This is a genomic window from Oceanobacillus jeddahensis (assembly GCF_000750635.1).
GTDB classification, from domain to species: Bacteria; Bacillota; Bacilli; order Bacillales; family Amphibacillaceae; genus Oceanobacillus; species Oceanobacillus jeddahense.
On record NZ_CCDM010000001.1, the window covers coordinates 416,902 to 442,899 of the forward strand.

Consider the following 25,998-nt stretch of genomic DNA (forward strand, 5'->3'; position numbering starts at 1 on the left):
TTACAAGCAAAAAATGTGCCAATAATCTGTCGTGTTTTAAATACCATGAAAAACGCTGCCAAACAAAAGTTGGCAGCGTTGATTTTACAGGACTAATAGAATAGAACTTCATAGATATATTTGATTTCTATAGAAGGAAATTTAATATCATATGACAATTCAATTGGTCTAAGTGACAGTTGAATGACACTAAGTTCTTTTTGGTTCTCAAAAGGAGTCATCTCAAAGTTATTTGTTTTATAATCTATATGATTATCTGAGACAAGCCTTTCTACTGTACAACAGCAATGAATTAAGAAGCGCAGCATAATGAGTATAGAAGGGTTGATATCCAACTGCCTGCAAATATGTTCGTACACAGATTTCATTTCTATTAGCAATTTTTGCGGATTGAGCACGTGGATATAGTTAACAATAGCTTCTAAAGATACATTTTGAATATAATTTGATGAAATTTCTTCTTTAATCGTTTTACTTGATTTACTATTCATATTATATCCAAGTACAATCATTAGATTTTCAATACCTTTTTCCGAAAAAAGAATATCTAATGGAATAAAAGGAACATCAATCAGCTCTGTTTTGAAAGTACCAATCATTGCCAGCGGGTACTCATGTTCTTCTAAATAGCTAGATAGTTTATCAATACTCTTCGTTTCTTCATAACTTAGTGTCAGTAATCGCAGGTTTGATGGTAAGTAATCTCCAAAGGTATCTTTTAATAAATTTTTAATTTTTATAGCCGCTCCAATTCCTGTCGCACAAGTTATGATAATTACGTGCCTGTCATAAGATAATTCCTTTTGATAGAGGACGACTTTTAAATCTCTTTTATGCATAGCGGAAAGAAGATAATTGAAATCAGTTGATTCATACATAATGACGTTCATCAATTCAATGATGGATAATAGGTTAATATCCTTAATCATTAATACATCGATTTGAAATTCTTTAGAGACGATGTTACCAAAATACATTGGAGAACCAACATCTACGAGAAGCACTAGCTTTTTAATATTTTGTTTATCGACTAACAGCTTGAGTAAATTTAGTGTTTCATTTACAGGCTGTTCAAATGGAATATCGATAGCTTGAATCGTATTTTTTTGGAAGAGCTTATTCGTATATCCAGCTAAACTGGATGCTGTTGATTCCCCATGGGCAATGATAACAACATCACAATTACAATTCTTTTTGTTGATATCATCCTCGTGTAACAACCTTTGTAAAAATAAAGACATAAATGACAATTCTACAAGGGGACAGGTTATTTGAAAAGTGTCCTCGACTTGTGTACAAATATTTTTTACTTCCTCAAAGTAGTCTAATTTATTAATAACTAATCCTTTATCAAATAGAAATAAATGATCTGCTGAATTATTTTTTATAAGCAATATCAGAGAATAAATATGGTTGATCAATATATTTTTCTTTTGCTTTGTAAGAGACAGCTGCATAGTTGTTTCAAGATAGAAAACAATACTTTCAATTTTATGATTGGTTTGCTTGTTATCTGGAATAATTTTAGATACATTTTTTTGTTCAAACGTATAGTCAAAATAAGATTGAATTTTTTCTCGTAAAAACGCTAAAATATCTTGATGAGATAGATTATTGTTTTGCAACTCTTTATATTCTTTGAGCAATAGTGAGTAGAATGGATCTAATTGTTTGATTGATTTTGGCAACTGTAATAGTGATTCGGCTGAAATGGATGGATCACCAGGTATAAAAAAGACATCTTCTGATTGTTTGGCAGGGTCTGCTAATATAGAGAGAAGTTTTTTATCTTCTATTAAATTATAGTCAATAGTAATCGCATTTAAATTTTGTGTCATACTTTGTAAGTAGCCCTCTGCGCACAGTAATTGAATATCACTTCTCATCTGTCCAACATTGCCTGGATAATTCTGATTAGCAATAGATTTTAAAATATTTTCAGAAACCTTCAATGATTTTTTTATTTGATTACTTTCCTGCTGGAAGAAAAATAATGCTAATTCTAATCGCTCTTTTTCGGTACGTTCATTAAGAGAAGGAATCTGTGCAACTACTTGAATTCTACGTAAGAAAGTTTGCAGTAGGGCAGATTGGATATCTTCTGTTGTTGCGCAAATGATTCGTACATTAACTGGATGATAGTGTGATTCCCCCATTCGTGAATAACTTCTACGATCTAAAACGGTAAATAATTTTTCCTGACCTTCAGATGTTAAACGATGTACTTCGTCTAAAAAGAGAAATCCATTATTTGCTTTTTCGATTAACCCTGTTTTATCGAAATCAGCTCCTGTAAAAGCTCCCTTAACGTGACCAAATAAATGAGAAGTAAGTAGCTCTGGATTGCTATGGTATTCTGAACAATTAAAATAGATGAAAGGAATAGACTGCTGTTGATAGTTTTCCATATATTTATGCACGGTTTCTGCTACTTTGTTTTTTCCTACACCAGCCTCACCAGTAAGTAATACATTTAACCCAAATGGAGGGTAGAGCATTGCTGCTTTTAATTTAGCAATTATCTTCTCCATACTTTCGTTGCTACCAATAATTTCATTGAAAATTTGATCACTATCATCACCTTGGGTAAATTTAATTGGTCCAGATTGATTTTCTGATGATGCAAAGTAATCTTTTATATGCGAATGTTGATCAGAAGGAATATCGATTTTCTTCCCGGATCGATATTCTAATATTTGAAGATCAAAAAAATAAACAGGACGACTCTTTATTTTGATGGCTCTACCTTTTTTGACCAACTCATTTAAATCTTCACTGACGGAATTCCTGGCAATCTGTAAGCGTTCGCTAAGGTGGTTCGCTGTGAACCCTAAAAAGGAGCCTTCTATCAATTCAGTTTTTGATATACTTTTTGATATTTTCTTAAGCTCTCTGGCTACTTTATCTATTCGATGCATATGCGATGACCATCCTCCTCAAGAGTTATTTTCTTTTTTCAAGAACGCTAAGAAATATTTATTCATAAGAAAGCGCTACTATTTAAACTTTAATTTATATAGTATCTAAAATACTTTGATTTTGATAGTGTTCTTATCAGAAATATAAAGGAAGCTTTAAAAATAGCTTTGTAGAGGGGATTCTAAGGAATATATTGTGTGAATGATTTAGTGTGCTTATGATGATTAAAAAAATAAAAAGAGCGATAAATTCATTTTTGCATCAAAAATTTGGATTTACCGCTCTTTTGTAAAATGGATATAATATTTATTCAACAGTTATAACTTCCACACCATTATCTTCTAAAATGTTTCTAAAACTTTTTGGCGTTTTACTGTCTGTAATGACTGTTTCGATATCTGAGAGGTTAGCATATTTAGCAATTGCTATAACATTCACTTTGGAATAGTCTAATAATGCATAACTGATATTAGAATGATGAATCATTAGCTTTCTAATTTCTGCTTCATCAACATAATAATCCGTATAACCTGCTTTTTCAGACACACCTCCTATTCCAATAAAGCTTTTATCAACGTAATAGTTTTCTAATATTTTTCTGGCAATATGTCCAGACAGGGATTTTTCAGAATTACGCATTTCTCCGCCACTGCATATTACTCTTATATTCTTATATTGGCTTAGATGGTAAGCAAAGTTAATGGAGTTGGTTATGATAGTTAAATTAGAAAATTTATTTAGATGTGGAATCATTTCCCCCACTGTAGTACCAATATCTAAATAAATCGTATCGCCATCTTCTATCATTTGTGCAGCTTGAGCAGCAATTGCTTTTTTCTCAGTAAGATTATTATTACTTCTTGTTTCAAAAGATGGTTCTATTGATTTTTTTTCTAAAATTGCCCCGCCGTGGACCTTCTTTAATTTTCCGATAGAATCTAGATACTCTAAATCATTGCGTATGGTTTGACGAGAAACATTTAATAAATTACAAATATCAATGGTCTTTATCGATTGTTCTTTTAAAATTTTTTCCATAATCATTTCATGTCTTTCTGTCTGCAGCATAAAATACTCCCCATTTCCATACTTTCAATACCTTTATATTATCATACACAAAACGATAAAAAGAAAGATACTAAAAATTCAATTGACTTTTACATTTTACTACATTATACTTTACATTAAAATTATTTGAAAGCGTTTTAATTAATTATGCAAAATAAATGAAAAATATGTAAAAGGGGAAATAATATGAATTATGATGTGGTTGTAATAGGTGGAGGGATTGTAGGCAGTGCTATTATTCATAAGCTGTCTATTTATGACATGAAGATTGCATTGCTTGAGAAAGAACCAGATTTATGCGAAGGCATTAGTAAAGCAAATAGTGCTATTATTCATACGGGATTTGATGCACCAGCAGGTTCACTGGAAGCAAAAGTTATAAGGCGTGCAAATGAATTATGGCCAAGTATTATCAAACATCATAAATTGGCTTTTGAAAAAAGAGGAGCTGTGATGGTTGCGACAAATGAAGAAGAAAAGAAAAAAATTCTTAATAAGTACCTTACAAATGCGAAGGAAAATAATGTAGATGTTAGATGGGTTAGCAAAGAAGAGATCTTAAAAGATAATCCTGCCGTTACTCAGGAAACAATTGGCGGACTATTTATTGAAGGTGAAAGTATTATTGATCCTTGGGACGCAGTATACAAATTTGCGGAAATTGCAGAACAGAATGGTGCCGATATTTTATTGAATAAGGAAGTAAAGCATATCACATCTACTGCAGAGAATTTTACATTAATGATGGAAAATGGCGAGGAAATTAAAACGAAATATGTTATTAACGCTGCTGGGCTTTATTCAGATGCAATTGCTTCTATGATTGGAGATGATAGTTTCAGCATTACACCAAGAAAAGGCCAATTTATTGTTACAAAGGATAAAGTAGATATAAAAAATATTATTTTGCCGGTACCTTCTGAGAAATCGAAAGGGAAGTTGATTACACCAGCAGTATTTAAAGGACATTTACTTGGCCCAACTGCTGAAGATATCCATGATAAGACTGATTGTTCTACAACGGAAGAAGGGTTTAAGGAAATAAGGGAAGAATGTGGAAAGCTGATTCCTGTTTCAAAAAATTATACTTCCGTGAAGCAATATGCTGGCCTACGGGCAGTTTGTAGCGAGAGCGATTATATTATCCGGAAATCAGTGGTTAACCCTAGGATGATACACGCAGCTGGTATTCGATCCACTGGTTTATCTGCTTCTCCTGGAATTGCTGAATATGTAGCTGATATTTTAATCGCAGATAATGTAAACATCAAGAAAAAAGAGCAGTGGAAACCGGGGGTAACTCGGCGCATACGCTCACAAGCTGATGATAATGAAATCATATGTCTGACAAGAAATATCACAAAAGGAGATGTCAGAAAAGTCATGCAAATGGCGGTGCGGCCCAATAATTTAGATGGCATTAAAAGACGCACAACTGCTTTATTAGGAGAATGTCAGGGAAGTTGTTGTATTCCTAAAATTTTAGATATTATGGAAGAATTTCATTTAGAAGGGGAACTAATGAAATCGGAACAGCACTCGTTTATTGGTTATAAAATTTAAGTGGGCAGGAGCGGTTAGATGAAGTTGAAAACAGTTATTATAGGTGCTGGTTATTATGGATTGAAGAAAGCCTATGAAAATATAAAACAAGGTGAGAATGATTTGCTTGTTATTGAATTTGATCAAATTGCTGGGGGTGAGCCATGGCAGCCAAATAGAAAATCTGCAGAATACCCATTTGAGATATGGTTTAAATCTACTGTAATCGATATGAGTCAGGATAATGAAGGGGGGTATATTCTAAAGGTCCAGCATAAAGATGGCATAACTGAGATAAGCACGCAATTTGTCATTATTACAACAGGGGCAGTTGAAAAACCTCGAAGTTTGAATATGATTCCTGGAGATCGGCCAGGCGGAGAAATGACACCTAAACTTGCATTGTCGTTGTTAGCAAAAAAATATATACCTGGCTATAAACCACTTGTTTTTATAGAGAATGAGGCTTCGCAAGAAATAACGAACCAATTAACTAAGATACAAGAATGTCATGTTAGAACACTCCCGCAGAATAAAGTAGATATTTTGAGTGTCCATGGCTCGCCGAGAGTGAATCAAGTACTTGTAAAATATAAAGAAACAAATGAAACAGAGGCTATTGAATGTGATGCATTTATATATAGTCATGGTATTGTTCCAAACACAAAATTTATACAGGAATTAAATCTGGAATTAACAGATGAAAGCTTTATATTGACGAATGCAGAAGGGGCAACCAATTTAAATGGGATATACGCATTCGGAGATTGTTCAGTAAGAAAAAAATAATTTTCATCAAAGGGGGGATGAAGATGACTAAAAAATATATTTTAGCCATTGATCAGGGAACAACAGGGACGAAAGTTTTGTTAGTAAATGAAAAAACACAAATTATAGACAGCGCATACCGGACGCATAAGCAATACTATCCGGAACCAAGCTGGATAGAGCATCATCCAGAAGAAATTTGGACGGCTTTATTAGAAGCAGTTCAAGAAGTAATGTCTAAAAATAATGTTCAATCAACTGAAATAAAAAGTGTAGGGATTGCTAACCAAGGGGAGACATGTTTAGCATGGCAAAACGATACAGGAGAGCCGCTTTACCCGGCGATTGTATGGTCTTGTCTGCGGACAGAAGATATTGTCAATGAATGGGAAAAGGAAGGTGCATGGAAGCAGCAGATTTATGAAAAGACAGGATTGCATATCGATTCCTATTTTTCTGCAACGAAATTTAAATGGCTGATAGATAATGTGAAAGATGTAAATGAACAGCTGGAAAAAGGAAATGCAACCCTTGCAACCCTTGACTCATGGTTAATCAATAAAATGACAGGTGGAAAATCATATGTGACAGATGCTTCCACGGCATCAAGAACATTGCTATATAACATTCATGATGAAAAGTGGGATAAGGAAATACTTGATTATTTGAATATAAAAGACGCTTATCTCCCTGAAATTTTAAATACAATCGATGATTTTGGGAGAACGGATCCAACTGTATTTTGTGGAATTGATGCACCCATCCAAGTCAGCCTAGTTGATCAACCTGCAGCATTATATGGTCATCTATGTTTGGAAAAGGGAGAGATAAAGACAACCTATGGCACGGGCTGCTTTGTTTACCTTAACGCAGGACAATCTCCGACATTAAATAAAGATTCCAGCTTACTGTCATCCGTGACATGGAAAAAAGATGGAGAAAGTACGTTTTCTCTAGATGGTTCCATTTATTCTGCAGGTGCTGCTGTTGAATGGGGGAAAAATAGTCTAGGTTTTTATGAATCTATTGATGAACTTCAAAAGTGGTCTATGGAATGGTTTGAACAAGAGGCATTTCATTCTGATGTGAAGTTTATACCTGCACTATCAGGTATTGGTACACCCTATTGGAATTCAGACGCTAGAGGGTTGTTTATAGGGATGAATACAAAAACAAATAAAAAAGACATGACAAAATCGATATTAGAGGGTATAGCACATAGGGTAGCAGATGTAATTGAAGAATTGCAAAAAGAGTCAGGGGAAAATGTCAAATTTATAAAAGTTGATGGAAAATTAACAGTGAATCCATATCTCATGCAATTTCAGGCTAATGTATTAAATATACCAGTAAAAGTAAGCCAAACTGTAGAAACAACGGGATTGGGAGTAGCTTATTTAGCCGGAGAGCGTTTAGGATGGTGGACACCGGAAGAGCTGGTGAATCTAAATAATACACAAGAGACAGTGTATAAGCCCAAGATAACATTGGAAGAAAAAGATCAAATAAGAAATGAATGGAAGAAAATTATTGCTACTATAGATCATTTATACAATTGAACGTATTAATTCATATAAAGGGGTATTTGAATATGACATTTGACGAAATAATCATATTTATTATGGCAATCGGAATTCTAATTGGAGCTTTTGACAGGATTATTGGTAATAAGTTTGGATTGGGAGATAAATTTGAAGAAGGATTTCATGCCATGGGTCCATTGGCATTGGGAATGGTAGGGATAGTTACTTTGGCGCCTGTCATAGCTTCGGTGCTTGGACCAGTCCTTATTCCAATTTTTGGTTTAATTGGGGCTGACCCTTCCGTGTTTGCATCTTTGTTGGCAATTGATATGGGCGGATATCAATTAGCAATGGAATTAACGACAAATGAAGAAGCAGCAAAGTTATCAGGTATTATCGTAGCATCGATGTTGGGATGTACGGTCGTATTTTCAATCCCTGTTGGTCTTGGACTTATTAATTATGCAGATAGACCTTTCTTTGCAAAGGGACTGCTAGGAGGATTAACAACTATTCCTATAGGTGGCCTTATTGGAGGAATTGTTGGAGGATTTAATATGATGGAGGTAATTATGAATTTAATACCTGTATTAATATTTTCTGTCATATTAATTATTGGATTAATTTTTTTCTCCAATATTATGATACAAATTTCCTTAATATTCGCAAGATTGTTAGTTATTGTTATTACCATTGGTCTTGCGGCATCTGCGTTTGAATTTTTGACAGGGATTGTAATTATTCCAGGCATGGCTCCAATTATGGAAGGAATAGAAATTGTTGGATCGATTGGAATTATTCTTTTAGGAGCATTTCCAATCGTGCATATCGTTGTCAGGATGTTTAAAAAACCATTGGTAGCTGTTGGGAAAAAAATTGGCATAAACGCATCCTCTTCTGCAGGAATTATTATTACGATTGCTAACAGTATTCCAGTATATAAAATGATTAAAGATATGGATAACCGCGGCAAAATTATAAATATAGCATTTTTAGTTCCTGCAACTGCAGCGTTAGGAGATCATTTAGGATTCGTGGGCGGAGTTAGCCCAGATATGATTACGCCATTAATTATCAGTAAAATCGTCGCTGGTATTTTAGCAATTATGGTTGCCTTCTTAATTAGTAGAGACATTTCTGATTTAGAAGCACAGAGTGAACAAATGGGGAGAAAGAAATTGAATGTAGCTAACAATGAATAAAGATTTGAAGTTAACATACAACAAAATAGATACTCGTTTAATACAGTTTATGAAGTTATGTATGTTCATAGAATGACTACAATAAACTGGCTTTCATTAAGTAAATTGGATAGTAGAAAAACAACCATTCATCTGCCTGTAACCGGAGATGGGTGGTTGTTTTTTTATGGAGAGAGAAATAGCTGAAATATACAGACAGTTTCAATAAAATCATAAAATATACAAGATTATAACATACCATAATATTTACAATAAGTAAATATTATGGAGCAATTCTTTACACTATCTTCATTTTCCTTTTACGTTCATTTGTTACGATTATTACTATAGAAAGCAGTTTTATAGGAGGAAGATGATGGATATTCGTTTAGAGCAATTAAGTATGCGGTTTGATAATATAACGGCTGTCGATAATATTACCACTACTATTAAGAATGGAGAGCTAGTCTCCTTGCTTGGGCCAAGCGGTTGTGGAAAAAGTACAACATTAATGCTTCTATCCGGTCTGTACAAGCCTACTGGCGGAGAAATTTATTTTGAAGACAAAAGAGTGACACAACTTGATGCTGAAAAACGTGGAATCGGAATGGTTTTTCAAAGTTACGCCCTGTATCCCCATTTATCCGTATTAAAAAATATTATGTTTCCGTTAAAAATGCAAAAGATTGCTAAAGCAGAGGCTAAGTCTCGAGCGATGGAAATGGCTAAACTTGTGAAGATTGATCATCTTGCTGACCGAAAGCCTGCACAGCTTTCAGGAGGTCAGCAGCAGCGTGTTGCCATTGCACGTGCCCTCGTGAAAAATCCAAAGCTATTACTCTTAGATGAACCTTTGTCAAATTTGGATGCAAGGTTACGTTTAAAAATGCGTGAAGAGATTAGAAGAATACAGCAAGAGATTGGAATAACAGCTGTATTTGTTACGCATGATCAAGAAGAAGCGTTAAGTATATCTGATCGTGTCATGCTGATGAGTCAGGGGAAATTGCAACAAGATAGTACTCCGCAAGATATGTATCGCTTGCCGGGGAATGTATTTGCTGCAAGCTTCTTAGGAAATCCGCCAATTAACTTCTTGGATTTAACAAAAGAAAAAGCAGGAACTTATACCGTTAAAGGAACGAATCAGCAAGTTAAGTTCGGTGAAGAAAATATAAAATCTTATGATGCACTTAAAATCGGATTACGGCCGGAACATTTAGAAGCTGTGGAAGAAAAAGCATTTATTGGGGGAGAAGTAATCCATATTGAAACAATTGGAAGGGACACGCTCATTCGAGTGCAGCAAGGAGATGTGACAGTGCGCGCTTTAATAGATCCAAAAATTGATTTACAAGTAGGTGACACTTGCAACCTGGCTATCGAAGAAAAGCAGATTCATTTCTTTGACCCTGCTACAAATGAACGAATTGGAGGTGGGGCGCCGTATGATGGAAAAGTCAACCTGGAAGAGTACATTTAAGGCTTTCTTGTATCTTATACCGGCATTGGTTATTTTAATCGTTTTTAATATTTATCCAATTATCAAGTCATTTTTAATGAGTTTTTATACGGATTATGATTATTTCAATAATGTCGTACATGCCCGGGGGATAGAGAATTTTATACTGCTTTTACAAGACCCTAATTTTATGAAAGCAATTCAAAATACTTTCATTTTTGTAATAGGGGTTGTGCCGATTTCTATCGCCTTAGCTTTAGCGATTGCTTTACTTCTTAATAGTAAGATTGCATTTTTAGGTATCTTTCGAACGGTTTATTTTCTGCCTTTTGTTACCTCCGTTGTTGCTGTGGCAATTGTCTGGAGCTGGATTTTTCATTCTGATTATGGTTTGTTGAATTATTTTCTTGGCTGGTTCGGAATAGATCCAATTGATTGGTTGACGCATCCAACGTACGCGATGCCGGCGTTAATTATTTTGAGCATATGGAAAGGACTGGGGTTTAATATCATTATTTTCCTGGCAGGATTGCAAAATATTAATCAACAGTATTATTTAGCTGCTCGTGTAGATGGAGCTTCAGCGTGGAGGCGTTTTACTGGTGTGACCTTGCCTTTATTATCACCTACTATGTTTTTTATTTCTATTATTTCCATTATTAATGGCTTTAAAGTATTTGATGAAATTTTTGCATTATTTAATGGAAAGCCAGGGCCGGCAAATAGTGCTCTGACTGTTGTGTACTATGTATATCAGAAATTTTATGAAGAATATGAATTCAGTTTGGCAGCTGCAGCAGCTTTTGTGCTGTTTATCATCGTTTTTATATTTACATTAGTTCAGTTGGTTATTGGGAAAAAATTTGTGCATTACGATTAAGGAGGATTTGATGATTAAATCAGCATTAACCAGGACAACCATATATATTTTACTTTCTATTGGCGCTATTTTAATGCTGTTGCCATTTGTTTGGATGATTAGTACATCCTTAAAGACACCGAATGAAGTAATGACTATGCCTCCAGTTTGGATTCCTTCTGAACTCAATTGGAGTAATTTCACTGATGCTTTAAGTGTTGCTCCTTTTGATAGGTATTTTGTAAATAGCTTGGTTGTTACAGTTTTAAGTACCATTGGCGAATTAATTACAACGATTTTAGCAGCTTACGCATTTGCGAGAATTAACTTTTACGGGAAGGAAATTGTATTTGCTGTTTTATTAGGAACCATGATGGTGCCGGGGGAAGTTCTTTTAATACCTAACTTTGTTACATTATCTAATTTAGGGTGGATCGATACATATCAAGCGTTGATTATTCCATGGATTGCTAGTGTGTTCGCAATTTTCTTATTAAGACAATTCTTTTTAGGAATACCGAAAGAGCTTTCCTATGCTGCTAAGGTTGATGGCTGTAGTGAATTTCGCTTTTTATGGTATGTCATGGTACCACTGGCAAAACCGGCACTTATCACAGTAGCTTTGTTAAAGGTGATCAACAGTTGGAATGCATTTTTATGGCCGTTAATTGTTACTAATTCACAAGAGTTACGTACCTTACCGGTTGGATTATCAGCATTTACCACGGAGGCAGGAGTTAAATATGAGCTTTTAATGGCTGCATCATCCATGGTAGTAATTCCGATGATCATCTTATTTTTCATCATGCAAAAATACATTATCGCTGGTGTTGCCAGAACAGGGTTAAAAGGGTAAGAGAGAGATTCAAGATTACTATTAGGAGGTGATCGGTTCGCGTATGTCATTTATGAAAGAGGAAACAAGCTTTACGGCTATATTCATTAATTATTAGGAGGAAATATATCATGAAAAAAGGGTTATTGCTTTCTTTATTAGGTGTGTGCTTTATATTGTTACTTGCTGCATGTGGAGGGGGTAATTCAGAAAACGGAGAAAATGCTTCAGCTGAAGGAGAAGCAGATGGACCGGTAGAAGTTGAATTCTGGCATGCTATGAGTGGTCCGCATGAAGAAGTAATCAATAGATTTGTAGAACAATTTAATAGTGAATATGAAAATATTACAGTGAAGCCAGTTAACCAAGGCAGCTATGATGATTTAGAGCAAAAAATAATGGCAGCTGCAAGAGCTGGTAATCTGCCTACACTCTCCCAAGCAGTAACAAATGTTATACCGGAATATATTAGTAATGATTTTATTACACCTTTAAATGATTTTATTGATGATAGTGAGATTGGTTTATCTGATGAAGAATTAAATGATTATGTAGAGGTATTTAGAGAATCTAGCCAGTGGGATGGCACATACTATAGCATGCCATTCAGCAAGAGCACAAGAGTTCTTTTCTACAACCAGGGATTACTGGATGAACACGGATTGAATGCTCCGGAAACTTGGGAAGACGTGCGGAACATTGCCGAAAACGTTACTGATGGGAATGTAGTGGGAATGGGTTTTGAAAATTCATATGAATCAGAATTTCAATCTATTTTGAAGCAAATGGGAGGAACATTTATTGATGAAGAGACGAATGAATCCCAATTTGCATCTGAAGAAGGAATAGAAGCGATGTCGCTTATTATGGATATGATGAATGAAGGAATCGCACGTACAGCTGGAGAAGATGATTATATGTCCAACCCATTTGGACGAGGTGACGTGGCAATGTATATCGGATCTTCTGCAGGTATTCCACACGTAGGAGCTGCTGCTGAAGGAAATATCGAGTGGGGCACAGCACCAATGCCGACATCAGATGGTAAGGCAGCAACTATATTTGCTGGTAACGATATGGTTATGTTTAATCAATCGGAAGCAGCGGAACAAGAGGCTGCTTGGGAGTTTATGAAATTTTTAACAAGTCCTGAAATAACAGCTGAATGGTCAATGGAATCTGGTTATCTGCCAGTACGCTATTCTGCACAAGAGTTGGGTGAATACCAGTCCTTTGTTGAAGAGAATCAAGTATATGAAGCAGGAACGCAACAATTTGATGCAGGTTTCTTCGATGCTCGTGTCCAGGGCAGTAACGCGGTACGAAATATTCTTTTAGAGGAATTTGATAATATTCAACTCGGAAATAAAACAATAGAAGAAGGTTTAACTGATGCAGAGAATCGCGCAAATGAAACATTACAATAACAGATAAAGAAAAAGACAGGACAACATACTGTCCTGCTTTTTCTAATAGACTAACGATTAAAACAGGAGGAAGGATACTATGCAGCAAACAACGATTACATTTTGGGGCGGTTTAAATACTATTGGAGGAAATATTGCAGAAGTCGCTTATGGAGATGCGCGCGTTATATTTGATTTTGGGTTAGTTTACGATCCAGGGACCTCTTTTATTCAAAACCGTCAGCGCAGGAAGAATGCATATGTTAGCGATTTGCTCAAGCTGGGATCGATACCGCCAATAGATGGGATTTACGCCTATTCTGATATTCATACAGATTATGATTATGCTAAACAGCCTTTACCTTATGAAGAAAGTGACAAGCAAACTGCTGTATGGATATCACACCTTCATTTAGATCATATGGGAGCGATGGATGCGATTGCGAGTGACATACCTATTTATATGTCTAAGCAAAGTAAGGAGCTGTTTGAACATTTACAGGAGATCGGGGAAGGCTTGAACAGGTCGCGCGAAATGGAAGGAATCGAATATCAAACTCCCGTTCAGGTTGGTGAAATAACAGTAATCCCCTATCAGACAGACCATGATGCTTACGGCTCTATGGCAATGCTTATTAAAACTCCTGATTTAACTATCTTATACTCCGGTGATATTCGTATGCATGGTCAACATCCTGAGTATAATCAAAAACTTATTCAATCTATGCAGGATATCCCCATCGATATTTTATTAATGGAAGGTACTGCTTTCCGTCCAGTTCAAACAGAAGAAGATGATGATAAGAGTCAAGCACCTGTCGAGTCGGAACAAGAGATTGCTGCATATATTAGTGAAAAACTTGGAAACCATACAGGTTTAGGTATATTTAATATTTATCACCGTAATATTGACCGTATTAACAATATGATTGAAGCGGGACAGAAGGCGAACCGCCAAGTAATCTTAGAGACGGCGACAGCATATATTGCAGATGGTCTGGCATCTCATCGCACATTTTCTATTTTGTTGCCAAAGAATAAAGAATTACATGCTTGGGAAAAAGAGTTGATGAAAAATTATTCGACAGTAACATCAGCTGAAATCAATCAGAATCCATCTTCGTATTTTATACAAAATAGTTTTGATAATTTAGTTGATTTATTAGATTTACGGGTTCAAAATGCGCTTTATTTTCACGCAAATGGAATGCCGTTAGGGACATTTGACCCGAAATTTCACTCTTTATTAAAATACCTGGAATTTTTTCATATTCATTATCAGCCTATAAATGTATCAGGACATGCTACGAAGGAGGATATCTTATCTATGATTGATGCGCTAAATCCGGCATTATTAATTCCATGGCATAGTCACTATCCAGAGCTTGTAAAGCCAAATGATCCGAACCAAGCTGTATTTCTCCCCAAAAAAACAAGCTATAAGTTGGAAAATGGCATGCTGCAAGAAATATACACAGGATAGTAAGATACGAGTAACTTATCCATCTGTAAAAACATGATGTGTTGGCTGCCCCGTAGTTCAGTCATAAAAACGTATTCTGGAAAATATAGATGCTCCATCGATAAAGCTGTTAAAGAAGAATTGCAACTGCGTGAAAAAGAATTTGCTGCGCCAAAACAGAAGATGCAGTTGAATACCATTTCGTCTTTAGACTTCTTAAAAATAAATGATTAAATTATTCACAATACACATTAGAAAAACCTTGCGAAAAGCTCTGCCAGTTGGTAGAGCTTTTTTCCATGTTAACCCTATTTTACTCTTGTTTATAAATGCCTGAAAAATGATGACTATAAGTGGAAGATTATTCAATTACTATGGAGAGAGACTTACTTCAAATGAAGGATTTATATGAAAGGTGAAACAGAGTTTTGAGCTGATTATGTGAAACTATCCAAGCATTTAGTTATAAAAAATAATTTTGTAATTACTTACCAGGTTTGTTTCTTGAAAAGGAATGTACCTTTTTAATAGATATGAAAATAAAAGTAAATCTGTCATAGTATTTCTTTCTACGGCATGCTTGTGTGTCTCGTTAATAAAACGGATAAATTTATACCTTGCATTACGATGTACATCGTATTACAATGTGGATAGAGGTGATACAACATGGACCGAGAAATCATGAAGGGCAGTATTGATATTTTATTGCTTAATTTACTATCTGGAAAAGATATGTATGGTTATGAAATGGTAAAGGTGCTGAAAGAAAAAAGTGATCAATTGTACAACATGGGGGAAGGAACGCTTTATCCTGCCCTAAAGCGAATGGAAAAAAAGCAGTGGCTTCAATCCTATTGGTCGGAAACACAACAAGGCAGAAGGAAGTACTACCAGATAACGAATGAAGGTAACGCCGTTTTAGAAAAGAAACTGGAAGAATGGAATAATATCCATCATTTAATAACGAAAACGTCTGGAGATTTATCATGAACCGGATTGAAAAGCATGTTGAAGATGTACTTAAACAAATGCAAAGTTCAGGAGATGAACGTGAAGAAATAAGGGAGGAACTGCTCAGTCATTTAAACGAAGCGAAAAGCAATTATATCAGCGAGGGTTTCTCTGAAAAACAAGCAGAGAAAAAAGTAATAGCCGCATTTGGGAATTCGCATCGGATTGGGCTGGATTTACAGGAATCGATGTATCCGTTTCAACGGGAGTTATTGTATCTAATTGGTATCATCACGCTCTTATTCGGCGTTATTTTTTATGTGAATCTTGCCTTCGTTATTCGTGAGCCTGAACCTGTCTGGCTGATCATTCAGCTACTGTTAGGCAGCATTGTTATGTTGGCAGCGATTAATATTTCCTTCGTCGGACGTTACTTTTATTTGCTGAATGTGCTGCTCATGTTCAATATTATTTGGAATGGCATTAATGTTGTGCTGATGCAAGGCTTGTCACAGTGGCAGGCTATATTTTTCAGTGGTTATTTGCTTATTTTGATCGGGTTAGGCCTTTTGTTTGTTTTTCGAAATTCCTATTATTATACCAATCAAATTGGCCGTAAACATCAGAAACAAGGATTCGTAAAATTTAGCTATATGATGAATCTGCTGTATGGAATTATTATTATCATATTGTGTTTGTTCTTCTTGTGGACGTTCATTGTATTTACGGGGCCAAGTATAGCTGTCTTTATTACGCTGCTTCCAATTCTTATTTGGATGATTTTTTATAAATATCAAATGAAATTCATTGCCAGAAAACCGGCGTTATCACTTGCGACAGGATTAGGGGTTTCTACATTAGCTGTCGTGATATCTTTTGTTATTCTCAGGTTTTCTTTTGGAGGGTAAAAAATGTCATTAAAATGGAAAAATATTAGCTTGATCACCGGAATAATTCTGTTATTCTTCCTTCTGTGGGGAGCTGGCTATTTAGCTGGAGGTTCTGAAGGTTACACCGGTTTTGGTGAGTCTACGGATATTTCACCGGATGATGAGGAAATGACCTTCATTTATGAACGTGAAGGCAAATCTGCCGTTTATACAGCGCCTGTTAACGGGGGAAATGCGGAATTGATAGCAGAAGCCGCTGAAGGGAATTCTCTCCTTAATCCGACATTCTCTCTTGATGGTGAAAAAATTGCCTATGTTGAACAATGGGAAGACGAGGAGGAACAGCCGCTTGGAAAGCTTATGCTTGTCGATCTTGCGAGTGGAGAGAAAAAAGAAATGACAGATGAGGAAGGTTTAGTGACGGAGGGTACCTTTTCGCCAGATAGTCAATCCTTATATTATCTGGAAGCTGGCGTATATACGAATTATTCTCCAATTGCATCAGAGCAGCCTCATGGTTTCGATATTTACCGGGTTGATTTGGATACTGGGGAAACGGATCAGATAACGGCTCAGGAGGCTTATGATATGTCTGACTTAGATGTGACCCCTGATGGAGAAGCATTGATGTATAGAAGTTTTGATGAAGGAGACCAATTAATGTTTCATGAACTGGAAGATGGAAGTGAAACAACGGTTATCCCTAAAGGAAATTTCGCTGCCGATGCACCAATCATATCTTCACCTGCATTGTCATCGGATGGAAAGCATATTGCTTTCGCTGATGTAGCTAGAATAGGAGATGACGGCAATTATATTTACGAAGGATTCCGAATGGATGTTGAAACGAAACAGGCGGAGCAGATAACATCATTTGGTGAACATGTTGCCAAACCAGTCTTCTTTAATCATCAAGATAAATTAATTGTTACGGTGGATAAAGCATTTGCCACCTCTGAATCGGACTACAGTTATTGGGTGGTTCATGCGAATGATGAAGGCCGGGAACGTATTCAGATAGAAATTCCTTAAACAAAGGTTTTATTAGATGGTTATATGCAAATGCTCCAGATTATCGTTTGCCTACATTGTAACAAGGGAATAATAAAGTGAAATAATCGTGAAAAGAGGTGCTGTGTAATGGTTCAATTAGGAAAAAAAGACTTATTTCCAATTGGTATGGGAACCTGGCATATGGGAGATTATCCGGAAAAACGAAATCAAGAAATTGAAGCACTAAGATACGGGTTGGAAAATGGCATCGAAGTGATTGATACTGCCGAAATGTATGGAGAAGGTAATTCAGAAAACCTTATTGGCGAGGCAATCCAAGATGTAAAAAGAGAAGATATTTATCTGATTTCTAAATTCTACCCGTTTCATGCACAGGAGCCGGACTTGGAGCGTTCACTTGAGAATTCTCTAAAACGGTTAGGAACGGATTACTTGGATCTCTATTTACTGCATTGGAAAAGCAGTACACCACTGGAGAAAACAATCGAATCACTTGAAAAGTATGTGAAGGACGGACGCATTGGTGCTTGGGGTGTTTCAAACTTTGATGCTAAAGATGTAGAAGGTATGTGGAAAATAGATGGCGGGGAGCGCTGTACTGCGAATCAGGTTTTATATAATATAGCCAGCAGGGGCATTGAATATGATTTATTACCTCTACAGAGGGAAAAATCTCTGCCAACTATTGCCTATTCTCCTACTGCTCAAGGAGACACAAGAGGAGATAAAATAACGACGAATAAAGTACTGCAAGAGATAGCAAATAAGCATCATGCGACAGTTTTTCAAGTAATGCTGGCGTGGACGATTCGCCATAATGATGTATTAGCAATCCCACAGTCAAGTAATAAAAAGCATATACAGGAAAATATTGATGCGGCATCGATTAACCTTTCGGAAGAGGATCTGCAGCTGATTGACAAAGAATTTCCTGCTCCGAAGCGGAAGATGCCACTAGATATTATTTAAGATTTTGAAATAAATCTATTTAGGTGGAAGAGCAAGTGAGTTAATGGGATAAGCAAAGTACTAGAAACAAACATCATGGACAAGATCGGTACGATAAACTTTTGTTCACAAACAGTTTTCTAGTATTTTGATCTTTTGAACTAAGATGTAAACGGTAATATAGGAGGATAAAGAAGTCTAACAGTTTCAGAGGATGAAAATCATGAAACCTACGATAAAATCGCTAAAAAAGTATATAATAAGAACTATTATAATTTTTACAGTCTTAACAATAGTATACTTTATTAATTATCAAAGTAATAATTCCTCAATATTCGCTATTGAAAATGTTACTCTAGTTATCGGAATTACTGTATTGGTTGTTTTAACAATTGCATATATTGCAGTAAAAATATACGAAAAAAACGTAGTGAAAATAAAGTAATAAAAAAAGCGAGCAAAATCGACTATTAATCACTGATTAGTCGGTTTCGTTCGCTTTTTGATATTTAATTTTTATATTCTAATTTACATGTTTGGTATCATAATTACCTGAATCCTTCAATTTAAATTTAGAAGCAAGTGAAAAATTTCTACTAAATGTAGTTTGGTTTTATGTGAGCCGGGAAAATAATTAATGTAACATTTTTAAGGAGGTAATAAGATATGACATTCGTAAAATCTTATACAAACGATGAAATGTTAGAAAGAGATGTTAGCAAATTAAAAGATAATAACATTAGCTCAAACGATATTTTCGTCCTCTCTCATGATGATGATCGAACTGCGCGTATTGTAAATAATACAGAAGTAGAAGGTATTGATTATAATAAGCAGGACATTGGAGGAGATTTTGAAAAACCAGGCGATGAGCTAAGAGAAAAACTCCGTGAACTGGGAATTGATAATGAAGATGCCCATGAATATGAAGAAGATATGGATGAAGGAAAAGTATTTCTGATTGTGAAAGATAATGCAGCAAAAAGTGTATTAGGCTAATACGATTGCAAATGGCGATAAGAAAATAGTGATATAAGACAAGCCGAACTCCCTTACTTTCTTAATTGAAAGGAGGGAGTTCGGCTTTTGTAGTTGATTACCTGGATTTCTGAGTTTAAAAATTTATCACGGAGAACCGTCCGTAAAACTCCCACTGAGTGAAGTTTCGTTTTATTCCATCTGATTGGAAAAGATTAATTAATTATTTTCCCTTTTTCATAAAACTGCACAAAACTACAAATTAATTTTGAAAGCGGTTAGAACTATAATGGAAATAGCAGAAAAATAAAGGAGACATCTTTATGACAAATAATTGGTTGGATATAGAAAATAAAGTAGTCATTGTAACAGGCGGCTCATCTGGTATTGGCAGACAAATTGTTCAGAATCTTTTAGATAACAAAGCAGTTGTATATAATGCAGATTTACGTGACAGTCGAATAAATCATCCGCATTATCATTTTAAAGAAACAAATGTGGCGGATGAAGCGGCTGTTCGCAGCACAGTTGCTTCTATCCTGGAAGAGCAGTCTCAAGTTGATGTATTGGTGAATAATGCAGGTATCAATTTGCCAAGATTATTAGTAGATGCAAAAGGAGAGAAGCCGGAATATGAAATGAATATGAAAGATCTTGATTTAATGTTTGGTGTTAACCTAAAAGGGCCCGTTCTATTTAGTCAAGAGGTGTCCCGTTATTTTATTAAAGCCAAAAAAGGTGTTATTATCAATGTCTCTAGTGAGGCTGGGCAGGAAGGCTCTGAGGGACAAAGTATTTATTCCGCTACTAAAGCAGCTCTTATCGGTTTTACAAGAAGCTGGGCAAAGGAACTGGGGAAGCACAATATTCGTGTGGTGGCGATTGCACCGGGGATTTTGGAAGAAACAGGATTACGCACGAAAGAGTATGAAGAAGCACTTGCTTATACAAGGAACACCACAGTGGACCAATTAAATGGTGATTATTCTAAATCTATTCCTATTCGCCGTGTTGGCCAGTTAACAGAAGTTGCTGATTTGGTATGTTACTTAAGCTCTGACAAGTCCAGCTATATCACTGGAACAACAATCAATATCTCTGGGGGTAAATCAAGAGGTTAAACACTAGCCGGCATAACTTGAGAAAAATACAGATAGTCCGAAGTTATGGTTCATTTAAAAGCGCTCTTCCAATGGTGAAAGAGCATCCTATTCGATCATTGATTTAATTGAAAAAGACATGGAGGAGGAATTTAGTATGTTGTATTTAGACACTGCAAATTTGGAACAAATAAAAAAAGCATCTCAGGTAGGTATTATTCAAGGAGTTACAACAAACCCTACCATTCTTTTGAAAGAAAACGTGCAACGTGAAACTATTGTGAAAGAAATTCTGAAGTTAACGGATGGAACAGTGTTTGTTCAGACAGAAGGAGAGACTGTCCAAGAGTTAATAACAGATGCGGAAGAGATTCTTTCTGCATTTAAAGACCCGCGTATTGCGTTGAAAATCCCTGCTCATTTAGAAGGGATAGAAGCTATGAAACAAATAAAAACACAAAAAGCAGAAGCGGTTATTCTGGCAACTGCCATTTATTCCACGGAGCAGAATGTATTGGCTGCTTTGGCAGGAGCTGATTTTGTTGCACCTTATATAAATAGAATGCAAAACAACCGAATTGATGCTTATAAGGTAATAAAAGAAACGAGAAAAATATATGATGATCAGCAGTTGAAAACGAAAATATTGGCAGCCAGCTTTAAAAATACGGGGCAGATTATTGAAACCTTATGTGCGGGTTCACACACTGTAACCATTCCATTTGATCTGTTTCAGAATATGGCAGACAAAGATTTAGCAATAGGAGCTATTAAACAATTTAACGGAGATGCTTCGACGTTAAAAGAAAATGGTAATAGTCATGTATGAGTGAACTGCTTCGGTTCCACACACTGACTAGCTGCATTTAAATAAGGAATGCAATCAGCTGGAAGAAGCGGAATAAAGAGAAGCAGTGGTATATGCACAAAATATAGAGAACGATTCATTAAATAGGGAATATCTGAAAGCCGTCCCAAATCGTTGCGGCAGTCCATTTAAGGAAGGTGTTAACTTCGTGTGTTACCTAGGCTCTGAGAAATCAAATTATATTGCTGGAAATACGTTTAATATCTCTGGAGGGAACAAATCGAGAGATGGAACCTCCTTAGAATAGGAGAGGGGTTATGGAGCTTAATAAAAAGCATTTGAAAATGGTAGAAGTGCTTATGTCGGAAAATATGTCAGCTGAAAAACTTTCCCATTTCATGGAGATATCACAAAGAACATTATCCAATTATGTAGCACAAATCAATGATTATTTTGAAGGCGCTTCTAAAATCATGAAGGACTATCAAATTTTGTCTATCCTTATCTATGATGAAGAACAATTTTTAGATAGATTAGAAATTTTACGACAAGAAATGAATAGTAACGAGGAAGCTTTGAATGATCGGATCGATGCCGTCTTTCATCATCTATTGGAACGAAAGCAGCTCACGATTGATGATATTGCAGAAGCACTCTTTTTAAGCAAAAGTGTTGTAAATAATGTTGTAGCGGATTTGAAGGACCGATTACAGCCTTACCCATTGAAAATTAAAGGGACACAAAATGTAGGCTTGCGTTTGGAAGGAAATGAATTCACTATTCGCAAAGCGCTGATTGAGCAGTTTCCTACACGTTATCAGGAAATAGCTATTCCAGAGCCAATTGAACAGCATTTATTACATTTAAGAAAGAAGTTTACTTTAGATGAGTCTTCTTTTTCAAGGCTTAAATTAGCTGTTCAAGTAAGCCTTTCCAGGTTAAATGATGGAAATCTCATAGAGGAAAAATTGGATATTGAAAGCCAAGTATTTGAATCAGAGGATTTTAAAAGTTTTCAACCGTTGAAGGAAGAAATAGCGCATATGTATTCTCTTGAAAATCCAAATCAGGAAATCTTTCTCATTGTTCTTCAGTTACTTGGCCGAAGAGCGTCTATAATCGATGAAATATTAAATGAACGTGAGCATTCTATGTTGGAACGGATTATTAAACAAACCATTGAGGACATCAATTACTATTATACGATTAAGATTGATGAGGCAATGTTTAGTAAAGATATCCAGTTGCATATCAAATATTTAATTAATCGGTTGCTCTTTGACGTCAAAGTAAATAATAACTTGATTGATAATGTACAGCAACGTTTTCCATTCGCTTATGAGTTATCTAATGTATTGGCAGAAAATATAAAAAAAGAAATTAATATGGACGTTCCGATCAGTGAGTTAGGTTTTCTATCATTATATTTCAGTGTTTATTTGGAGCAGTTAGAACAGCAAATACAAGAAATTCATTCAGTAGCGATTATTACTAATGAAGGATTAAGTACATCAAAGATACTAAAGATTAATTTACAGAAAATTTTCGGCAGCCATATTGAGATTGTTTTTTTAAATGAAGATGCGTTTGAGAATGAGGAAGTGAAGACATTTGATTTAATTGTCTCTACCATTTGGACAAATAGATTATTTAATAAGGTAGTCTATATTGAGGATATCTTGGATACACAATTGTTGAAATTAAAAATTGAGCAATTCTTGGTTTATAAAGATGTCAGGAATAAGAAATTATTCAATCAAAGTGTCATTGTTGATTTTATTGAGGAAAAAGATTTCTATCATATAAACCAGATAGATGATTATCAGGGAGTCATTCGCTTTCTTTCGGAAGAATTGGTTCGTGAGGAAAAAGTAGATCAGGCATTTACAGAAAGAATTATTACCCGGGAACAAACGAAATCGACTGTGACCGGAAGTTTAGGATTTCCGCATGTGACTCACAATCAACATGGCATATTTGTCAAGGTTGCTTTAATTGATATTCCATTACGGGATTATCCAGATGTTGATATCGTTGTCTTATTAGCTACACCTGATGAGGCAGGGAATGAAGCAGTCTTAATCAGGCTCTATGAAGAAGTGTTAGCGATTACGGCGAATAGTTATATTCTTAATAAAATAACCAAGGAAACGAGTTATACAGCTTTTGCACATATTTTAAATCAAGAAATGAGGAAATAGCTTATGTTTTTTATTATGCTGATTATTATTTTGGCAGTTGGGTTTGTTGTCCAATATTTGTTTGGTTTTATACAAATTAAACATTTCACAAAGCATTATACAGAGCTTAGGGAAAATGGAAAGGTAGCGATTGGAAGACGTACTGCAATTATTCGATCAGGGACACTTGTTTTATTTCAATTAAATAATAAGAATGTCATTGAAGAAGCACGCTATATGCAAGGAGTGACGGTGTTCACCAAGTTTAAGAATTTTCATGGGCTGGAAGGAAAGAAGATAAACAAGATTCAAAAAGAAGATTTGGCAAACTACAATAAATTGCTGAAAAGAGCAATTATTGATGCACAGCATACGTTTAATGTTGTACAAGCAGGAGGAGAGATTGAAAAAATCCCTTCTCCCATGATGAAAGCAGTGAAGAAAGTAAATCATATGTTCACAAAGAAAGGAGTTAAAAAACATGGACTTCATAGTTAAATTTGCAGAAGGATTTATTAACCTATTTCAAACAGGTGCAGATACATTTATTGATTGGATGGGGTCGATTGTTCCATTGGTTTTGATGCTACTTATCGCGATGAATACGATCATTCAATTAATCGGAGAAAATCGAATTAATAAGATTGCTCAAAAATCTGCAGGGAACCCATTGCTAAGATATTTGGTCCTGCCATTCTTAGGCAGCTTTATGCTGGCGAACCCGATGGTGTTTTCGCTAGGCAGATTTTTACCAGAAAAGTACAAACCTAGTTTTTTTGCATCAGCAGCACAATTTTGTCATACAAGTAACGGTATTTTCCCACATATTAATCCAGCGGAATTATTTATTTTCCTAGGTATTGCTAATGGTGTTCAACAGCTTGGGTTACCTATGACGGACTTAGCTATCCGTTATTTACTGGTAGGATTAGTATTGAACTTTATCGGTGGCTGGATAACAGACCTTACAACAAGCTACGTGGAAAAACAACAAAAAGTAAAATTAAGTAAAAAAGTGCATATAGAAGGGTAGGTGTACACCGTGAGTAAAAAAGTGAAAATAGTAAAAGGTCCTGGCGGATATGGCGGACCATTAGAAATTGGCGTAAATGGTAAAAAGGATAAAGTAATGTATGTAACAGGTGGTCATAAGCCGGCTATTGTAGATAAAATTGCTGAAATTACAGGTGCTACTCCGGTAAATGGGTTTGAAACGTCTGTACCCGAAGATGAAATTATGGCTGCAATTATTGATTGCGGAGGTACATTGCGCTGTGGCATCTATCCTCAAAAAAGAATTCCAACAATTAATATCATGTCTACAGGTAAAAGTGGTCCATTAAGACAATATATTACAGAAGATATCTATGTATCAGCGGTAGATGTGGACCAAGTAAGTGAAGCGGGCGACGTTGAGGAATCAGAAGAGGCTTCTAATACTGTTCAGCAAGCTTCTACCGAGGAAAACGAGAAAAAAGAAGATACAGTAGAAAAAGAAGAACAAGGACCAACGTATTCCAAAGATAAAAAGATTATGGAAACGAAAGCAGAACAAGGAAACAAAAGCTTACTTACTAAAATTGGCTTAGGAGCTGGGAAAGTTATTAACACTTTCTATCAGGCTGCCCGTGATGCAGTAGAAACCATGCTGCAAACGATTATTCCATTTATGGGATTTGTAGCCTTATTAATTGGTATTATCCAAGGCTCTGGTATTGGTGATTTATTTGCAGATATTATGTCCCCGCTGGCAGGTAACATTTGGGGTCTGATGGCTATAGGATTTATTTGTTCCTTGCCGTTTTTAAGTCCATTGCTTGGACCTGGAGCGGTTATCGGACAAATACTGGGGACGTTAATCGGTGTTGAAATCAGTAGAGGAAATATCCCGCCAAACTTAGCGTTGCCTGCATTATTTGCAATTAATACACAAAACGCTGCTGATTTTATCCCTGTTGGTTTAGGGTTATCAGAAGCAGAACCAAAAACGATTGAAATTGGTGTGCCATCTGTCTTGTATTCCAGATTTTTGAATGGTGTACCAAGGGTGTTTGTCGCCTGGCTGGCAAGCTTTGGCCTATATAAATAATAAAATAAAAATAGG

23 protein-coding genes are annotated in these 25,998 nt (G+C 35.6%); 21 read left to right on the forward strand and 2 right to left on the reverse strand.

Annotation, left to right across the window (positions count from 1 at the left end; genetic code table 11):
- Positions 1-92 precede the first annotated feature (92 nt).
- Positions 93-2,918 (reverse strand): sigma 54-interacting transcriptional regulator, encoded by a 2,826-nt coding sequence (locus BN986_RS01890; protein WP_040977945.1) that lies wholly within the window; start codon positions 2,916-2,918, stop codon positions 93-95.
- A gap of 307 nt (positions 2,919-3,225) precedes the next feature.
- A complete protein-coding gene (locus BN986_RS01895; protein WP_040977946.1) occupies positions 3,226-3,987 on the reverse strand; it encodes a DeoR/GlpR family DNA-binding transcription regulator in 762 nt (253 codons plus the stop codon).
- 186 nt (positions 3,988-4,173) lie between these two features.
- On the opposite strand from BN986_RS01895, the gene BN986_RS01900 reads away from it, so the two are divergent.
- The 21 genes from BN986_RS01900 to srlE all read left to right on the forward strand — a co-directional run bounded on the left by BN986_RS01900 (position 4,174) and on the right by srlE (position 25,983).
- The gene (locus tag BN986_RS01900; RefSeq protein WP_040977947.1) at positions 4,174-5,550 is read left to right on the forward strand and encodes an NAD(P)/FAD-dependent oxidoreductase; all 1,377 of its coding nucleotides are present in this window, start codon (positions 4,174-4,176) and stop codon (positions 5,548-5,550) included.
- An 18-nt stretch (positions 5,551-5,568) separates the two neighbouring features.
- Positions 5,569-6,318, forward strand: coding sequence for an NAD(P)/FAD-dependent oxidoreductase (locus tag BN986_RS01905; protein WP_040977948.1), 750 nt, complete (start codon positions 5,569-5,571; stop codon positions 6,316-6,318).
- Positions 6,319-6,341: 23 nt separating this feature from the next.
- On the forward strand, positions 6,342-7,856 hold the full coding sequence (locus tag BN986_RS01910) for an FGGY-family carbohydrate kinase (RefSeq protein ID WP_040977949.1): 1,515 nt from the start codon (positions 6,342-6,344) through the stop codon (positions 7,854-7,856).
- A gap of 32 nt (positions 7,857-7,888) precedes the next feature.
- The gene (locus tag BN986_RS01915; RefSeq protein WP_040977950.1) at positions 7,889-9,022 is read left to right on the forward strand and encodes an ethanolamine utilization protein EutH; all 1,134 of its coding nucleotides are present in this window, start codon (positions 7,889-7,891) and stop codon (positions 9,020-9,022) included.
- A gap of 355 nt (positions 9,023-9,377) precedes the next feature.
- Complete coding sequence (locus tag BN986_RS01920) at positions 9,378-10,484, forward strand: ABC transporter ATP-binding protein (RefSeq protein ID WP_052400581.1); 1,107 nt, start codon at positions 9,378-9,380, stop codon at positions 10,482-10,484.
- The gene (locus BN986_RS01925) at positions 10,450-11,343 is read left to right on the forward strand and encodes a carbohydrate ABC transporter permease (RefSeq protein WP_040977951.1); all 894 of its coding nucleotides are present in this window, start codon (positions 10,450-10,452) and stop codon (positions 11,341-11,343) included. Before BN986_RS01920 ends, BN986_RS01925 begins: the two co-directional genes overlap by 35 nt.
- A gap of 10 nt (positions 11,344-11,353) precedes the next feature.
- Positions 11,354-12,178, forward strand: a complete 825-nt coding sequence (locus BN986_RS01930; protein ID WP_040977952.1) for a carbohydrate ABC transporter permease — start codon at positions 11,354-11,356, stop codon at positions 12,176-12,178.
- Positions 12,179-12,288: 110 nt separating this feature from the next.
- Positions 12,289-13,584: an ABC transporter substrate-binding protein gene (locus BN986_RS01935; RefSeq protein WP_040977953.1), complete on the forward strand. Its 1,296-nt coding sequence runs from the start codon at positions 12,289-12,291 to the stop codon at positions 13,582-13,584.
- A gap of 79 nt (positions 13,585-13,663) precedes the next feature.
- A complete protein-coding gene (locus BN986_RS01940) occupies positions 13,664-15,046 on the forward strand; it encodes an MBL fold metallo-hydrolase (protein WP_040977954.1) in 1,383 nt (460 codons plus the stop codon).
- Between the two features lie 33 nt (positions 15,047-15,079).
- On the forward strand, positions 15,080-15,259 hold the full coding sequence (locus BN986_RS27290; protein ID WP_187378510.1) for a hypothetical protein: 180 nt from the start codon (positions 15,080-15,082) through the stop codon (positions 15,257-15,259).
- A gap of 432 nt (positions 15,260-15,691) precedes the next feature.
- Complete coding sequence (locus tag BN986_RS01945; protein WP_040977955.1) at positions 15,692-16,015, forward strand: PadR family transcriptional regulator; 324 nt, start codon at positions 15,692-15,694, stop codon at positions 16,013-16,015.
- Positions 16,012-16,884 (forward strand): permease prefix domain 1-containing protein, encoded by an 873-nt coding sequence (locus BN986_RS01950; protein ID WP_040977956.1) that lies wholly within the window; start codon positions 16,012-16,014, stop codon positions 16,882-16,884. The genes BN986_RS01945 and BN986_RS01950 overlap by 4 nt, the downstream gene beginning before the upstream one ends.
- 3 nt (positions 16,885-16,887) lie before the next feature.
- Positions 16,888-17,898 (forward strand): TolB family protein, encoded by a 1,011-nt coding sequence (locus BN986_RS01955; RefSeq protein WP_040977957.1) that lies wholly within the window; start codon positions 16,888-16,890, stop codon positions 17,896-17,898.
- A gap of 108 nt (positions 17,899-18,006) precedes the next feature.
- Positions 18,007-18,849, forward strand: a complete 843-nt coding sequence (locus tag BN986_RS01960; RefSeq protein WP_040977958.1) for an aldo/keto reductase — start codon at positions 18,007-18,009, stop codon at positions 18,847-18,849.
- Between the two features lie 645 nt (positions 18,850-19,494).
- Entirely contained in the window at positions 19,495-19,827 is a 333-nt protein-coding gene (locus BN986_RS01970) for a YflT domain-containing protein (RefSeq protein WP_040977960.1), read from the forward strand.
- Positions 19,828-20,129: 302 nt separating this feature from the next.
- On the forward strand, positions 20,130-20,927 hold the full coding sequence (locus tag BN986_RS01975) for an SDR family oxidoreductase (protein ID WP_040977961.1): 798 nt from the start codon (positions 20,130-20,132) through the stop codon (positions 20,925-20,927).
- A gap of 136 nt (positions 20,928-21,063) precedes the next feature.
- Positions 21,064-21,735 carry a transaldolase family protein gene (locus BN986_RS01980; RefSeq protein WP_244444923.1) on the forward strand — a complete coding sequence of 224 codons (672 nt, stop codon included), beginning with the start codon at positions 21,064-21,066 and terminating at the stop codon, positions 21,733-21,735.
- Positions 21,736-22,031: 296 nt separating this feature from the next.
- A complete protein-coding gene (locus BN986_RS01985; protein WP_040977962.1) occupies positions 22,032-23,915 on the forward strand; it encodes a BglG family transcription antiterminator in 1,884 nt (627 codons plus the stop codon).
- 3 nt (positions 23,916-23,918) lie between these two features.
- Positions 23,919-24,392, forward strand: a complete 474-nt coding sequence (locus tag BN986_RS01990) for a transcriptional regulator GutM (protein ID WP_040977964.1) — start codon at positions 23,919-23,921, stop codon at positions 24,390-24,392.
- The gene (gene srlA, locus BN986_RS01995; protein WP_040977965.1) at positions 24,376-24,927 is read left to right on the forward strand and encodes a PTS glucitol/sorbitol transporter subunit IIC; all 552 of its coding nucleotides are present in this window, start codon (positions 24,376-24,378) and stop codon (positions 24,925-24,927) included. Before BN986_RS01990 ends, srlA begins: the two co-directional genes overlap by 17 nt.
- 9 nt (positions 24,928-24,936) lie before the next feature.
- Entirely contained in the window at positions 24,937-25,983 is a 1,047-nt protein-coding gene (gene srlE / locus BN986_RS02000; RefSeq protein ID WP_040977967.1) for a PTS glucitol/sorbitol transporter subunit IIB, read from the forward strand.
- The last annotated feature ends 15 nt before the right edge of the window (positions 25,984-25,998 follow it).